Origin of the sequence: Pseudomonas sp. 22515 (genome assembly GCF_052044625.1) — a bacterium.
Classification (GTDB): Bacteria; Pseudomonadota; Gammaproteobacteria; order Pseudomonadales; family Pseudomonadaceae; genus Aquipseudomonas; species Aquipseudomonas alloputida.
Genome location: NZ_JBQENN010000012.1, coordinates 85,080 through 98,524 on the forward strand (window position 1 = coordinate 85,080; position 13,445 = coordinate 98,524).

Here is a 13,445-nt window from a genome sequence, read left to right on the forward strand (position 1 = left end):
CGAAGAGGCCACACCTGCTTTCAGTGATGGCCTTTCATCCAATTGTCATAATGAAGTCATATCGTGTTCATGCGGCCTGCCGATACTTGGGTCCGTTCCATCCAACACCCCAATATTCCTGCTAGGAGCAAGGCATGAAACTGAAGCGTTTGATGGCGGCCCTTACCTTTGCCGCCGCTGGCGTTGCAACCGCCAACGCGGTAGCCGCTGTCGATCCTGCGATCCCGACCTACACCAAGACCACGGGTGTTTCGGGCAACCTCTCCAGCGTCGGTTCCGACACCCTCGCGAACCTCATGACTCTGTGGGCCGAGGCCTATAAGAAGGAATATCCGAACGTAAACATCCAGATCCAGGCTGCCGGCTCCTCTACCGCGCCACCCGCGCTGACCGAAGGCACCGCCAACCTCGGCCCGATGAGCCGCAAGATGAAGGACGTCGAGCTGCAAGCCTTCGAGCAGAAGTACGGCTACAAGCCGACCGCCATCCCGGTCGCCGTCGACGCCCTGGCCGTGTTCGTGCACAAGGACAACCCAATCAAGGGCCTGACCATGGCTCAGGTTGACGCCATCTTCTCTTCCACTCGCCTGTGCGGTGGCAAGGCCGAGATCAAGACCTGGGGCGACGTCGGTGTGACCGGCGACCTGGCCAACAAGCCAATCCAGCTGTTCGGCCGCAACTCGGTATCGGGCACCTACGGCTACTTCAAGGAAGAAGCCCTGTGCAAAGGCGACTTCAAGCCTAACGTCAACGAACAGCCTGGCTCGGCTTCGGTCGTGCAGTCGATCAGCTCCTCGCTGAACGGCATCGGCTACTCGGGCATCGGTTACAAGACCGCCAGCGTGAAGACCGTAGCCCTGGCCAAGAAAGACGGCGGTGAGTTTATTGAAGACAATGAAGCCAACGCCCTGAACGGCACCTACCCGCTGTCGCGCTTCCTGTACGTCTACGTCAACAAGGCGCCGAACAAGCCTCTGGCCCCGCTGGAAGCCGAGTTCGTCAAGCTGGTGCTGTCGCAAGCGGGCCAGCAGGTGGTGGTGAAGGATGGCTACATCCCGCTGCCGGCCAAAGTCGTCGACAAGACTCTGGCTGACCTGGGCCTGTCGCACGCCGGTAACGTTGCAAAGAAGTAAGTAATTAAGAGGAGGCCGGTGCCACAGCCCGGCCTCTTCCACGAATTTCCAGTCCGAAGCCAGGTCCCCTGTGCGGCGGGCTTTCGCGCGTCACCACTTTGTAATGTTTTTGTCACACGGGACCGCTAGGGTGTGCGCATGAATGATCTGGCCAATTCCAACATGACCCAAAACTCCCAGCCCGTGCGCATTGATTTCAATACGCCCGAGTTGCAACGCAAGCGCCGCATGCGCGCGCTCAAGGACCGCCTGACCCGCTGGTATGTGCTGGTAGGCGGGCTTGCCGTATTGGCGGCAATCACGTTGATCTTCTTCTACCTGGCTTATGTGGTGTTGCCACTGTTCCAGGGCGCCGAGCTGACCAGCAAGAAAGCCCTGGAGCCGACATGGCTGCAGCAGGATGCCGGTAAGCCACTGATGATCGCGCTTGAAGAGCAGAATCAGGTGGGGATGCGTGTTTCGGACAAGGGCCAGGCATTGTTCTTCGATACCAAGACCGGTAACGAACTCAAGCGTGTCGATCTGGCAGTGCCGGCGGACACCCAGGTCACGTCCATCAGTACTGACCAGCCGGGTAGCGCGCTGGTGGTGCTGGGCTTGTCCAATGGTCAGGCCCTGGTGTTCCACCACACCTACAAGATCACCTACCCGGACAACAAGAAAACCATCACCCCTGGCATCGACTATCCGTATGGCGAGCAATCGTTCGTGCTCGACGAGCAGGGGCGCGCGCTGGACCACGTCAGCGTCAACGTCAATGGTGACACCCTGCTGCTGGCCGGCTCTACCGGTGCTCAGCTGCAGGTGGTCGAGCTGACGCGCACGGAAAACATGATGACCGAAGAGGTCACCACCGAGCAGAACCGCATCGAACTGCCGCAAATGACCGAGACGGTGAAGAATATCTTCATCGACCCACGCCAGCACTGGCTGTACGTGATCAACGGCCGCGCCACGGCCGACGTGTTCAGCCTGCGCGACAAGAGCCTCAACGGCCGTTACAAGTTGTCTGATAGCGCCGACACCGAAATTACTGCCACGGCCCAGCTGGTTGGCGGCATTTCGCTGATCATCGGTGACTCCAAGGGCGGGGTGGCCCAGTGGTTCATGGCCCGTGACCCGGATGGCGAATCGCGCTTCAAGCAGATCCGTACCTTCCAATTGGGCAATGCGCCGATCGTGCAAATCGACGCCGAAGAGCGCCGCAAGGGCTTCATCGCCCTCGACGCCGAAGGCAAACTGGGCGTGTTCCACAGCACTGCACACCGAACCCTGCTGGTAGAGCCGGCTGCCGAAGGCCCTGGCACGCTGGCCCTGTCGCCACGCGCCAACCGCATCATCATCGAAGAAGGCGGCAAGTTGTTGCCGTTGAGCCTGCGCAACCCGCACCCGGAAATTTCGTTCAGCGCGCTGTGGGGCAAGGTGTGGTACGAGAACTACGACGAGCCGAAATACGTCTGGCAATCGACCGCGTCGAACACTGACTTCGAGCCCAAACTGAGCCTGTCGCCGCTGACCTTCGGAACCCTGAAGGCCGCGTTCTACGCCATGATCCTGGCCGCCCCGCTGGCCATTGCCGCAGCCATCTACACCGCCTACTTCATGGCCCCGCGCATGCGCCGCAAGGTCAAACCGGTGATCGAGCTGATGGAAGCGATGCCGACGGTGATCCTCGGCTTCTTCGCCGGCCTGTTCCTGGCCCCGTACCTGGAAGGCCACCTGCCCGGTGTGTTCAGCCTGTTCCTGCTGATGCCGATCGGTATCCTGCTGGCCGGCTTCTTCTGGAGCCGGCTGCCGGAGTCGATCCGCCTGCGTGTACCGGATGGTTGGGAAGCGGCGATCCTGATTCCGGTCATCCTGTTCACCGGCTGGTTCGCCCTGACCATGAGCCCGCACCTGGAAAGCTGGTTCTTCGGCGGCGACATGCGCCTGTGGATCACCAACGATTTAGGCATCACCTACGACCAGCGCAACGCCCTGGTAGTCGGTATCGCCATGGGCTTCGCGGTCATCCCGAACATCTACTCGATTGCCGAAGATGCCGTGTTCAGTGTGCCGCGCAGTCTGACCCTGGGCTCGCTGGCACTGGGCGCGACGCCTTGGCAGACCCTGACTCGCGTGGTCATCCTCACCGCCAGCCCGGGCATCTTCTCGGCGTTGATGATCGGCTTGGGCCGTGCGGTAGGCGAGACCATGATCGTGCTGATGGCTACCGGCAACACGCCGGTGATGGAGATGAACCTGTTCGAGGGCATGCGCACCCTGGCCGCCAACGTGGCTGTGGAAATGCCGGAATCGGAAGTCGGTGGCAGCCACTATCGCGTGCTGTTCCTGGCCGCCCTGGTGCTGCTGATGTTCACCTTCATCATGAACACCTTGGCCGAGCTGATTCGCCAGCGTCTGCGCAAGAAATACTCGTCGCTTTGATAGAAAGGTAGCGATCCGTGAAAAAGGATTCCCTCAAAGGCTGGTTCAAGAGCGGCGCCCCAGGCGTCTGGATGAGCGGCGGCGCGGTGGCCATGGCCGTGATCATGACCGTCGGCCTGCTGGCGGTGATCGCCGTGCGCGGCCTGGGCCACTTCTGGCCAGCCGATCTTGTCCAGGCCACCTACAAGGTGCCGGGCCAGGCCGATCACGTTGTCATTGGCGAAGTGGTGCAGAAGGAGGAAGTACCCCGTGCTCGTCTGAAGGGGGCTGGCCTGCCAGTGCCTGACCAGGGGCCGGAGTTCATGACCCGCGAGCTGATCAAGGTGGGTAACCGCGACCTCAATGGCAGCGACTTTACCTGGGTGGTCGGCGACTGGCTGGTCGACGAACAGCGCCCGGCTGACTTGATGGCCCTTGAGCGCCGCGAGTGGGGCAACTTCTATGGCTACCTGGTCAGCGTCAAGGAACAAGGCCGCGTGGTTGCTGAAGGCCCCACTGCCTGGAGCGAACTGCAGGCCCGCCTCAAGCGTGCCAACCAGCTCAACAGCGAGCTGCAGCAGTTGGAGAAGAAGGACATCGGTGCCATCAACCATGGCCTTGAGCGCCTGCGCCTGCAAGCACGCAAGCTGGAGCTGGACGGCAAGCTGGACGCCGCCGCCCAGGCCGACATGGACGCCGACCGTGCCGAACTGAACAGCCGCTACAAGGCCATCGAAGACCGCCTGACCGGCCTGCACCAGGCTTTTTCCCGCGACAGCCTGGTGGCCCGGGATGGCAACGGCCGTGAAGTGGAAATCAACCTGAGCAAGGTAGTGCATGCTGTCCAGCCGAACGGCATGTCGGCGTTCACCAAGTTGGGCACCTACTTCGGCAAGGTCTGGGAGTTCCTCAGCGACGACCCGCGTGAAGCCAACACCGAGGGCGGTATCTTCCCGGCCATCTTCGGTACCGTGATGATGACCCTGATCATGGCCGTGATCGTTACCCCGTTTGGCGTGCTGGCTGCCGTGTACTTGCGTGAATACGCCAGGCAGGGCCCGGTCACCCGGCTTATCCGCATTGCGGTGAACAACCTGGCCGGTGTTCCTGCGATCGTCTACGGTGTGTTCGGTCTGGGCTTCTTCGTCTATGTGCTGGGCGGCTCGATCGACCGCCTGTTCTTCCCCGAAGCGCTGCCGGCGCCGACCCTGGGCACCCCGGGCCTGCTGTGGGCATCGCTGACCCTGGCATTGCTGGCGGTGCCGGTGGTGATCGTGGCCACCGAAGAAGGCCTGGCGCGAATTCCGCGCACCGTGCGTGAGGGCTCGCTGGCGTTGGGCGCAACCAAGGCCGAGACCCTGTGGAAAATCGTCCTGCCCATGGCCAGCCCGGCCATGATGACTGGCATGATCCTCGCCGTGGCCCGTGCCGCCGGCGAAGTGGCGCCGCTGATGCTGGTAGGTGTGGTGAAGCTGGCGCCGTCACTGCCGGTGGATGGTAACTACCCGTACCTGCACCTGGACCAGAAGATCATGCACCTGGGCTTCCACATCTATGACGTCGGCTTCCAGAGCCCGAACGTCGAAGCTGCGCGGCCGCTGGTTTATGCCACTGCGCTGCTGCTGGTGCTGGTGATCGCGACCCTCAACCTCTCTGCCGTGTGGATTCGCAACCACCTGCGCGAGAAGTACAAGGCACTGGACGGCTGACCCTGATTGCAAGCGTGCCGCCCTTAAGCCGGGCGGCCCTTTGAAACGACTTGATAGCGTATGGAGTTGACCATGCAGCAAGATTCCCACACCCATGGCATCGACATGTCTGCCCTGGGCCGCAACAAGCAAAGCCTGCGAATGGCTGAAGAAACCGTGGCCATCGAAGTGCCGGGCCTGAGCCTGTTCTATGGCGACAAGCAAGCGCTGTTCGACGTGCAGATGAACATCCCGAAGCAGCGTGTGACCGCCTTCATCGGCCCATCCGGCTGCGGCAAGTCGACCCTGCTGCGCACTTTCAACCGGATGAACGACCTGGTTGACGGTTGCCGTGTGGAAGGTGCCATCAACCTGTACGGCAACAACATCTACCGCAAGGGTGAAGACGTTGCCGAACTGCGCCGGCGTGTGGGCATGGTGTTCCAGAAGCCGAACCCGTTCCCCAAGACCATCTACGAGAATGTGGTCTACGGCCTGCGCATCCAGGGCATCAACAAGAAGCGCGTGCTTGATGAAGCCGTCGAGTGGGCGTTGAAGGGCGCGGCCTTGTGGGACGAGGTCAAGGACCGCCTGCACGAGTCGGCGCTGGGCCTGTCCGGTGGCCAGCAGCAGCGTCTGGTCATCGCCCGCACCATTGCCGTGGAGCCAGAGGTGCTGCTGCTTGACGAACCGTGCTCGGCGCTGGACCCGATCTCGACCTTGAAGGTCGAAGAACTGATCTATGAATTGAAATCCAAGTACACCATCGTCATCGTGACCCACAACATGCAGCAAGCGGCGCGTGTTTCGGATTACACCGCGTTCATGTACATGGGCAAACTGGTCGAATTCGGGGATACCGATACCCTGTTCACCAACCCGGCGAAGAAGCAGACCGAAGACTACATCACCGGTCGCTACGGCTAAGCGCCGCTCGCGAAACAGGCACCTCGGTGTCTGGCACCGGCGTTGCCGGTGTTTGCGGGTGAACCCGCTCCTACAGGGCCGCGCTACCAAAGGACAAAACGATGATCAACAAAGAAAGCCTTACCCATCACATTTCCCAGCAGTTCAACGCCGAGCTGGAAGAGGTGCGCAGCCACCTGCTGGCCATGGGCGGGCTGGTGGAAAAGCAGGTCAACGACGCGGTTACCGCGCTGATCGAAGCCGACTCTGGTTTGGCCCAGCAGGTGCGCGAGGTTGACGAGCAGATCAACCAGATGGAGCGCAACATCGACGAGGAGTGCTTGCGCATCCTCGCCCGCCGTCAGCCAGCGGCCTCGGACCTGCGCCTGATCATCAGCATTTCCAAGTCGGTGATCGACCTGGAACGCATCGGTGACGAGTCGACCAAGATCGCCCGCCGCGCCATCCAGCTGTGCGAAGAGGGCGAGTCGCCGCGTGGTTATGTCGAGGTGCGCCACATTGGCGACCAGGTGCGCAACATGGTCCGGGATGCGCTGGACGCCTTTGCCCGCTTCGACGCCGACCTGGCGCTGTCGGTGGCCCAGTACGACAAGACCATCGACCGCGAATACAAGACCGCGCTGCGTGAGCTGGTGACCTACATGATGGAAGACCCGCGCTCTATCTCGCGGGTGCTGAGCGTGATCTGGGTGCTGCGCTCGCTGGAGCGTATTGGCGACCATGCGCGCAACATCTCCGAACTGGTGATCTACCTGGTGCGCGGTACCGACGTGCGCCACATGGGCCTCAAGCGCATGACGGCAGAAGTGCAGGGCACTGCTGTCGCCAACGGCGAAAAGGCTAATGTTCCGGGTGAATCTGACGATAAGTAAGGTTGCTCCCGAGCATCGACGCCCGGCCTTGGCCGGGCGTTTTCGTTTGCGGTCGAGAGCCGGCAGGCACCCGCGAACGATGTGAAGAAGTCCCGGCGTGACCAGGTTGTAGCAAATGGCCATCATTTGGCAGTAGGCTAGTCGGGATTCATAAGGAGTATCGATGAGTAAAGTGAATGTGCTGGTCGTGGATGACGCCCCGTTTATCCGTGATCTGGTCCGCAAGTGTCTGCGTAATGCCTTCCCGGGTATGGCCATCGACGACGCGATCAACGGTCGCAAGGCCATGGCCATGCTCGGCAAGGAAGCGTTCGATCTGGTCCTCTGCGACTGGGAAATGCCGGAAATGTCAGGCCTGGAACTGCTGACCTGGTGCCGTCAGCAGCCTGCACTGAAGAACCTGCAGTTCATCATGGTGACCAGCCGTGGCGACAAGGAAAACGTCATTCAGGCGATCCAGGCGGGCGTTTCCGATTTTGTAGGCAAGCCGTTCACCAACGAGCAACTGCTGACCAAGGTAAAAAAAGCCCTGACCAAGATCGGTAAGCTCGACAGCCTGATGGCCATCGGCCCGGCGCGAGCCAACCCGGCGTTTGCCAACGATTCGTTGAACGCGCTGACGGCGGGCAAGCCCGAAGCGGTCAAGGTGGCGGCGCCGGCACCGGCCAAGCCTTTGGTCGCCGCACCCGCACCTGCTGCCCCCGCGCCGAGCGGCCGTGGCCAGGGCCAGCTGCGCCTGGCCAGTGGCATGCAGCCATGCGTGATCAAGGCGTTGAGCCTGAAAGAGGCACTGCTGGTGGTACGCCGCAGCGAAGTGCTGCCACAGGTGCTGGAAGGTGCGGTGCTGGACCTGGAGCAGGGCGAAAGTGCCGAAGTTGCTCGCCTGAACGGCTACCTGCATGCGGTGGCGGCGCTGGAGCCAAAACCTGACAGCGACTGGTTGCAGTTGACGTTCAAGTTTGTCGACCAGGATGCCCAGAAGCTCGACTACCTGTCTCGGTTGATTGCCCGCGGCACTGCGCAGAAGCACTTCACCCCCGGTGCCTGACCCCGGCCCCGCGTCATGCTTTGGGCAGGAGCAGCACACGGGTGCTCCTGCCCAAGCCCGAGTTGCCCCATCCGACCAACTGCAATACCTACCGTAAAACCCGCTGCTAGGCTTCGACAGATCATAACTGTCAAAAAGCCACTATCATGCCCGCGCGCCTGCTGCTGTTCTGTGCATTGCTCATGGCCTCGGCGTCGAGCCAGGGCGTGACGCTCTACAAGATCACTGACGATTCCGGTGTCGTCTCCTATTCCGACCGCCCTGGCCCCGGCGCCAAGCCCTTGGTGTTGCTCGAGCCCATGGTCGAAACGCTCGAAGGCCAGGTACTGCTGAACGCGAAAACCTTCGACGGTGGCGTGAGCTTTTCGGCACGAAACGAGCTGCATGTGCCGGTAGAGGTAGAGTTGCGGCTGGACAACCTGGTCAACGCACAAGGCGGTGATGCCCCGCGTATCGTGCGCCGGCTGCTGCCGCCGCGCACCACGCAGATGCTCAGTGTGCTCAGGGGGCGGCCCGGGCTGTTGCTGAACTACCGTTCGACCCTGCTGCAGGCCATGGGTGATCCGGGCAAACGGCCGCTAGGCTTCCGCTATGCGTTCCCGTGGATTGGCGGGCCGTTCCGCGTCACTCAGGGCCCCAATGGCCGTGTCAGTCATTTTGGGCCCCGAGGGCGCTACGCCATGGATATCGCCATGCCCGAAGGCACACCCATCATCGCGGCGCGGGAAGGGGTGGTGGTGAAGACGCAGAACAGCCAGAGCGGGCGCGGCCCCAACCCCTCGGGTAACTTTGTCAGGATTTTGCACCCGGATGGCACCATGGGCGTCTACCTTCACCTGATGCGTGGTTCGGTGGTGGTGGCGGAGGGGCAACGGGTACGGCAGGGCCAGATGCTGGCCAAGTCGGGCAATACCGGCAACAGCACTGGGCCGCACCTGCATTTTGTGGTGCAGCGCAATGTGGGGTTGGCGCTGGAGTCGATACCATACCGCTTCGACAGGCCGATCAGCGGGATGCCGGATTTCACTGCCGGCAACCCTTGAGATTGCCGGGCCTGCTTCGCAGGCCTTTCGCGACACAAGGCCCCACATAGCCAGAGGCAGGTGCTGTAGCTGTGGGAGCGGCCTTGCGTCGCGATGGGCTGCGCAGCAGCCCCTTGGCCATCAATCCAGCTTCAGCACCTTGGCCAGTACGATCTTGGGCCCTTTCATCTTCTTGATGATGATGCGCAGCCCTTCGACTTCCAGCACTTCCTCTTCTTCAGGCACGCGCTTGAGCGTCTCGTAGATCAACCCGGCCAGGGTTTCCGCCTCGATATGGTCAAGGTCGATACCCAGCAGGCGTTCGACCTTGAACAGTGGGGTGTCGCCGCGCACCAGCAGCTTGCCCGGCTGGTAGGCGAGAATGCCACGCTCGGTCTTGCGGTGCTCGTCCTGGATGTCGCCCACCAGCACTTCCAGCACGTCTTCCATGGTCAGGTAGCCGATCACCTTGCCATCGGCTTCCTCTACCAGCACGAAGTGCGCGCCGCCCTTACGGAACTGCTCCAGCAACTGGGCCAACGGCATGTGCCGCGACACGCGTTCGAGTGGCCGGGCAAGGTCCTCCAGGTCGATGGTCTCCGGCAAGTGCTCCAGCTCAGCCAGCTCCAGCAGCAGGTCCTTGATGTGCAGCAGGCCGGTGAATTCTTCGCGCTCGGCGTCGTACACCGGGTAGCGGCTGAACTTGTGGCGGCGCACCAGGGCCAGGATTTGCTTCAGAGGCGCATGGGCGTCGATGCTGATCATGTCCTCACGCGAGTTGGCCCAGTCGACCACTTCCAGCTCGCCCATTTCCACGGCCGAGGCCAGCACGCGCATGCCTTGGTCGCTTGGGTCCTGGCCACGGCTGGAGTGCAGGATCAGCTTAAGTTCTTCGCGGCTGTAGTGGTGCTCGTGGTGCGGGCCAGGCTCGCCCTGGCCGGCAATGCGCAGGATGGTGTTGGCGCTGGCATTGAGCAGGTAAATGGCCGGGTACATCGCCCAGTAGAACAGGTAAAGCGGCACGGCGGTCCACAGCGACAGCAGCTCTGGCTTGCGGATAGCCCAGGACTTGGGGGCCAGCTCGCCGACCACGATGTGCAGGTACGAGATGACGAAGAAGGCGACGAAGAACGAGATCGCCTTGACCAGCTCGGCGCTGTCCACGCCGAAATAGGCCAGCAATGGTTCCAGCAGGTGGGCGAAGGCGGGCTCACCCACCCAGCCCAGGCCCAGCGAGGCGAGGGTGATGCCCAATTGGCAGGCCGACAGGTAGGCGTCGAGCTGGTTGTGAACCTTGCGCAGGATGTTGCCACGCCAGCCGTGCTTTTCGGCGATGGCCTCTACGCGTGTAGCGCGCAGCTTGACCATGGCGAACTCCGCGGCAACGAAGAAGCCGTTGAGCAGCACCAGCAGGAAGGCAAAGATGATCATGCCGAAGTCGGCGAATAACGAGGTGAGGCTAATGCCAGAGGAAGGGTCCATGATGGAGTTTTTACGGGGTCCGTCTTTGAGATAGAGAGAAAAAAAGTGCCAGCTTTTGCTGGCACAGGGGATCCAATGTAGCGGCTGGGGCCGTAAAAGCAAAGGGCAGCGGACTCATTGCAGTCCCTGTGGGAGCAGGCATGCCCGCGAAGGCCCGCGCAGCAGCCTCAATCTCAAGCCTTTTCGTTGGCCAATTGTGCTGGCGCAAAGTGACAGGTAAAGGTGCTGCCATGCCCCGGTACACTGCTGATTTCCAGCTTGCCCCGGTGGCGCATCAGCACATGCTTGACGATTGCGAGCCCCAGCCCGGTACCGCCGGTATTCGATGCACGGCTGGAGTCTACCCGGTAGAAGCGCTCGGTCAGGCGTGGCAAGTGCTTGGCATCGATGCCCACCCCCGAGTCCTGCACCGACAGGTGTGCGCCCTGGGCATCGGCCCACCAGCGGATGCGGATGCTGCCTTCGTCCTGGGTGTACTTGACTGCATTGAACACCAGATTGGAAAAGGCACTGCGCAATTCCGACTCGCTGCCCTTCAGCTTGACGCCAGGCGCAGCTTCCAGGCTGATGCGCTGGTTGCGCGGCCCGGACAGGGCCTGGGCGTCGTTCTTGATGGCGGCGAGCAGGGCATCGACCGCCACCGGCTGGTTGTCCGATGGGTAATCGGTGGCTTCCAGTTTGGCCAGTAGCAACAAATCGTTGAGCAGGGTTTGCATGCGCGAGCCTTGCTGGCTCATTTGCTGCAGGGCGCGGCTCCACCGCGGGTTCACGTCCTCGACGTTGTCCAGCAGGGTTTCCAGGTAGCCGGTGATTACCGTCAGCGGCGTGCGCAGCTCGTGAGACACGTTGGCGACGAAGTCCTTGCGCATCTGTTCCAGCTGGTGAATACGGGTGACATCGCGCACCAGCATCAGGTGTTCATTGTTGCCGTAGCGGGTGATGTGCAACTGCACACGCATGCGGTCATTGATTGGCGACGGGATTTCCAGCGGTTCGAGGTAGTTTTCTGCCTCGAAGTACTCTTTGAAGAGCGGATGGCGCACCAGATTGGTCACTTGCTGGCCGCCGTCCTGTGGGGTCTTGAAGCCCAGGAGGGTCTCGGCGGCGCGGTTCCACCATTCCAGGTTGCCGTCGCTGTCGAGCATGATCACCGCGTCACGCAGCGCAGCAGTGGACTCCTGCACCCGGTCGATCACTGCCTGCAGGCGGCCCCGTACGCGCTGGTCGCGGCGTTGCAGGTGGTAGATGCTATCGAATACCTCGCCCCACAGGCCGTAGCCATCGGGCGGTGCTTCGTCGGGTTGGTGATTGCGCAGCCAGTCGTGCAAGCGCAGCAGTTGCTTGAGGGTCCAGCCCAGATAGAGCGCCAGGCCAATGGCCAGGCTCCAGCCATAGTAGCCGCTGACCAGCCCGCCGATCAGGCAGACGGTAATCAGCAACAGCAGATGGCGAATCAGGGTTGCATGCCAGTTCTGGTTCAATTGACGATCCTTGTACAACGATGTGCAGCTTGGCGCTCCAGAGCTCGATCAGCTCTTGGTCGAGAAGCGGTAGCCAGTGCCCCGGACGGTTTGTACCAGATTCTCGTAAGCTTCACCCAGCGCCTTGCGCAGGCGACGGATGTGCACGTCGACGGTACGTTCCTCGACGTAGACGTTGCCGCCCCACACCTGGTCCAGCAATTGGCCTCGGGTGTAGGCGCGCTCCTGGTGGGTCATGAAAAACTGCAGCAGGCGGTATTCGGTAGGGCCCATCTCGGCCGGCTTGCCGTCGATGGTCACACGGTGGCTGATCGGGTCGAGCAGCAGGCCGCCGACCTCGATCGGCGCCTCGCTGTCGCTCGGACCCGTGCGGCGCAGCACGGCTTTCAGTCGCGCTACCAGTTCACGCGGCGAGAACGGCTTGGTGATGTAGTCGTCGGCGCCCACTTCCAGGCCCTGGATCTTGTTGTCCTCTTCACCCTTGGCGGTGAGCATGATGATCGGAATATCACCGGTCAGCTCGTCGCGCTTCAGGCGGCGGGCCAGCTCGATGCCGGAGGTGCCCGGCAGCATCCAGTCGAGCAGGATCAGGTCCGGTTTGCGGTCGACGATGATCGCGTGTGCCTGTTGGGAGTTTTCCGCTTCCAGGCAGTCATAGCCGGCCATTTCCAGGGCAACGGCGATCATCTCGCGAATGGGCGCTTCGTCGTCGACGATCAGAATGTTCCTGCCTACCATGCTCAAAACCTCTCCTGGATTCGGTGTCTTGGCCCGCATTAGATAACGGAATTATTGCAGCTGTGTGACAGGGTGTTGGCCGTTCTGGCGACATTCCGTGACTGAACTAGGCTACAGAGGGCCGCTTTAATGGCAACCCGAACTCATTTCCCCCCGAAACAATGGTGAATCCAATGACACGACATACGCTGAGCTGGATGGCCCTTTTCACTGTGTTGGCGCTCCCGGGGGTGGCGTTGGCCCACCATGCCATGGAGAAGGATGGCAAGTGGGTCGATGAGGCCGGCATGACCCTGTACACCTTTGACAAGGATGCGGGTGGCAAGTCGATGTGCAATGGCGAGTGCGCCAAGAACTGGCCACCGTTGATGGTCAAGAAAGAAGACGAAGCACCGAAGGATAAATGGACCCATGTAGAGCGTGACGACGGTTCGATGCAGTGGGCTTACGACGGCAAGCCGCTGTATACGTTCATCAAGGACAAGAAGGCCGGTGACATGACCGGTGACGGCATGAAAGACGTCTGGCACGTTGCCAAGCCTTGAGATAGCCGGGGCCGCTGTGCGGCCCATCGCGACACAAGGCCGCTCCCACATGGTTCGACGTACGCCGAGCAATGTGTGGGGCCTTGTATCGCGATGGGCTGCG

Annotated in this window: 11 protein-coding genes; 8 read left to right on the plus strand and 3 right to left on the minus strand. The window is 61.7% G+C overall.

From position 1 onward, the window contains the following. Window positions 1-134: 134 nt before the first annotated feature. The 7 genes from ACTJJN_RS13310 (at window position 135) to ACTJJN_RS13340 (ending at window position 9,117) form a co-directional block, all read left to right on the plus strand. Entirely contained in the window at window positions 135-1,133 is a 999-nt protein-coding gene (locus tag ACTJJN_RS13310) for a phosphate ABC transporter substrate-binding protein PstS (protein ID WP_014861173.1), read from the plus strand. A gap of 138 nt (window positions 1,134-1,271) precedes the next feature. Beyond that, the gene (locus tag ACTJJN_RS13315) at window positions 1,272-3,560 is read left to right on the plus strand and encodes an ABC transporter permease subunit (protein ID WP_440781325.1); all 2,289 of its coding nucleotides are present in this window, start codon (window positions 1,272-1,274) and stop codon (window positions 3,558-3,560) included. Between the two features lie 71 nt (window positions 3,561-3,631). Continuing rightward, complete coding sequence (gene pstA / locus ACTJJN_RS13320; protein ID WP_178085893.1) at window positions 3,632-5,248, plus strand: phosphate ABC transporter permease PstA; 1,617 nt, start codon at window positions 3,632-3,634, stop codon at window positions 5,246-5,248. Between the two features lie 72 nt (window positions 5,249-5,320). Further along, on the plus strand, window positions 5,321-6,154 hold the full coding sequence (gene pstB, locus ACTJJN_RS13325; RefSeq protein ID WP_003253327.1) for a phosphate ABC transporter ATP-binding protein PstB: 834 nt from the start codon (window positions 5,321-5,323) through the stop codon (window positions 6,152-6,154). 101 nt (window positions 6,155-6,255) lie between these two features. Continuing rightward, the gene (phoU, locus tag ACTJJN_RS13330) at window positions 6,256-7,026 is read left to right on the plus strand and encodes a phosphate signaling complex protein PhoU (RefSeq protein WP_003253329.1); all 771 of its coding nucleotides are present in this window, start codon (window positions 6,256-6,258) and stop codon (window positions 7,024-7,026) included. 163 nt (window positions 7,027-7,189) lie between these two features. Beyond that, the gene (locus ACTJJN_RS13335; protein WP_440781326.1) at window positions 7,190-8,074 is read left to right on the plus strand and encodes a response regulator; all 885 of its coding nucleotides are present in this window, start codon (window positions 7,190-7,192) and stop codon (window positions 8,072-8,074) included. Window positions 8,075-8,220: 146 nt separating this feature from the next. Beyond that, window positions 8,221-9,117: a peptidoglycan DD-metalloendopeptidase family protein gene (locus ACTJJN_RS13340; RefSeq protein WP_012054114.1), complete on the plus strand. Its 897-nt coding sequence runs from the start codon at window positions 8,221-8,223 to the stop codon at window positions 9,115-9,117. Window positions 9,118-9,237: 120 nt separating this feature from the next. Here the strand turns inward: ACTJJN_RS13340 and ACTJJN_RS13345 are convergent, their stop codons facing one another. The 3 genes from ACTJJN_RS13345 to phoB form a co-directional block, all read right to left on the minus strand. Further along, window positions 9,238-10,578, minus strand: a complete 1,341-nt coding sequence (locus tag ACTJJN_RS13345) for a hemolysin family protein (RefSeq protein WP_003253336.1) — start codon at window positions 10,576-10,578, stop codon at window positions 9,238-9,240. Window positions 10,579-10,751: 173 nt separating this feature from the next. Next, entirely contained in the window at window positions 10,752-12,059 is a 1,308-nt protein-coding gene (gene phoR, locus ACTJJN_RS13350) for a phosphate regulon sensor histidine kinase PhoR (RefSeq protein WP_003253338.1), read from the minus strand. 48 nt (window positions 12,060-12,107) lie between these two features. Continuing rightward, window positions 12,108-12,797: a phosphate regulon transcriptional regulator PhoB gene (phoB, locus tag ACTJJN_RS13355; RefSeq protein ID WP_003253341.1), complete on the minus strand. Its 690-nt coding sequence runs from the start codon at window positions 12,795-12,797 to the stop codon at window positions 12,108-12,110. 173 nt (window positions 12,798-12,970) lie between these two features. Here phoB and ACTJJN_RS13360 point away from each other — a divergent pair, with 173 nt between their 5' ends. Further along, complete coding sequence (locus tag ACTJJN_RS13360) at window positions 12,971-13,342, plus strand: COG4315 family predicted lipoprotein (RefSeq protein WP_440781327.1); 372 nt, start codon at window positions 12,971-12,973, stop codon at window positions 13,340-13,342. The last annotated feature ends 103 nt before the right edge of the window (window positions 13,343-13,445 follow it).

Excerpts from the sequence above, each read along its gene's own strand:
- pstA (WP_178085893.1), top strand. The coding sequence starts at position 3,632 with ATGAGCGGCGGCGCGGTGGCCATGGCCGTGATCATGACCGTCGGCCTG.
- ACTJJN_RS13310 (WP_014861173.1), top strand. The coding sequence starts at position 135 with ATGAAACTGAAGCGTTTGATGGCGGCCCTTACCTTTGCCGCCGCTGGC.
- ACTJJN_RS13335 (WP_440781326.1), top strand. The coding sequence starts at position 7,190 with ATGAGTAAAGTGAATGTGCTGGTCGTGGATGACGCCCCGTTTATCCGT.
- phoB (WP_003253341.1), bottom strand. The coding sequence starts at position 12,797 with ATGGTAGGCAGGAACATTCTGATCGTCGACGACGAAGCGCCCATTCGC.
- ACTJJN_RS13315 (WP_440781325.1), top strand. The coding sequence starts at position 1,272 with ATGAATGATCTGGCCAATTCCAACATGACCCAAAACTCCCAGCCCGTG.
- ACTJJN_RS13345 (WP_003253336.1), bottom strand. The coding sequence starts at position 10,578 with ATGGACCCTTCCTCTGGCATTAGCCTCACCTCGTTATTCGCCGACTTC.
- ACTJJN_RS13340 (WP_012054114.1), top strand. The coding sequence starts at position 8,221 with ATGCCCGCGCGCCTGCTGCTGTTCTGTGCATTGCTCATGGCCTCGGCG.
- phoU (WP_003253329.1), top strand. The coding sequence starts at position 6,256 with ATGATCAACAAAGAAAGCCTTACCCATCACATTTCCCAGCAGTTCAAC.
- pstB (WP_003253327.1), top strand. The coding sequence starts at position 5,321 with ATGCAGCAAGATTCCCACACCCATGGCATCGACATGTCTGCCCTGGGC.
- ACTJJN_RS13360 (WP_440781327.1), top strand. The coding sequence starts at position 12,971 with ATGACACGACATACGCTGAGCTGGATGGCCCTTTTCACTGTGTTGGCG.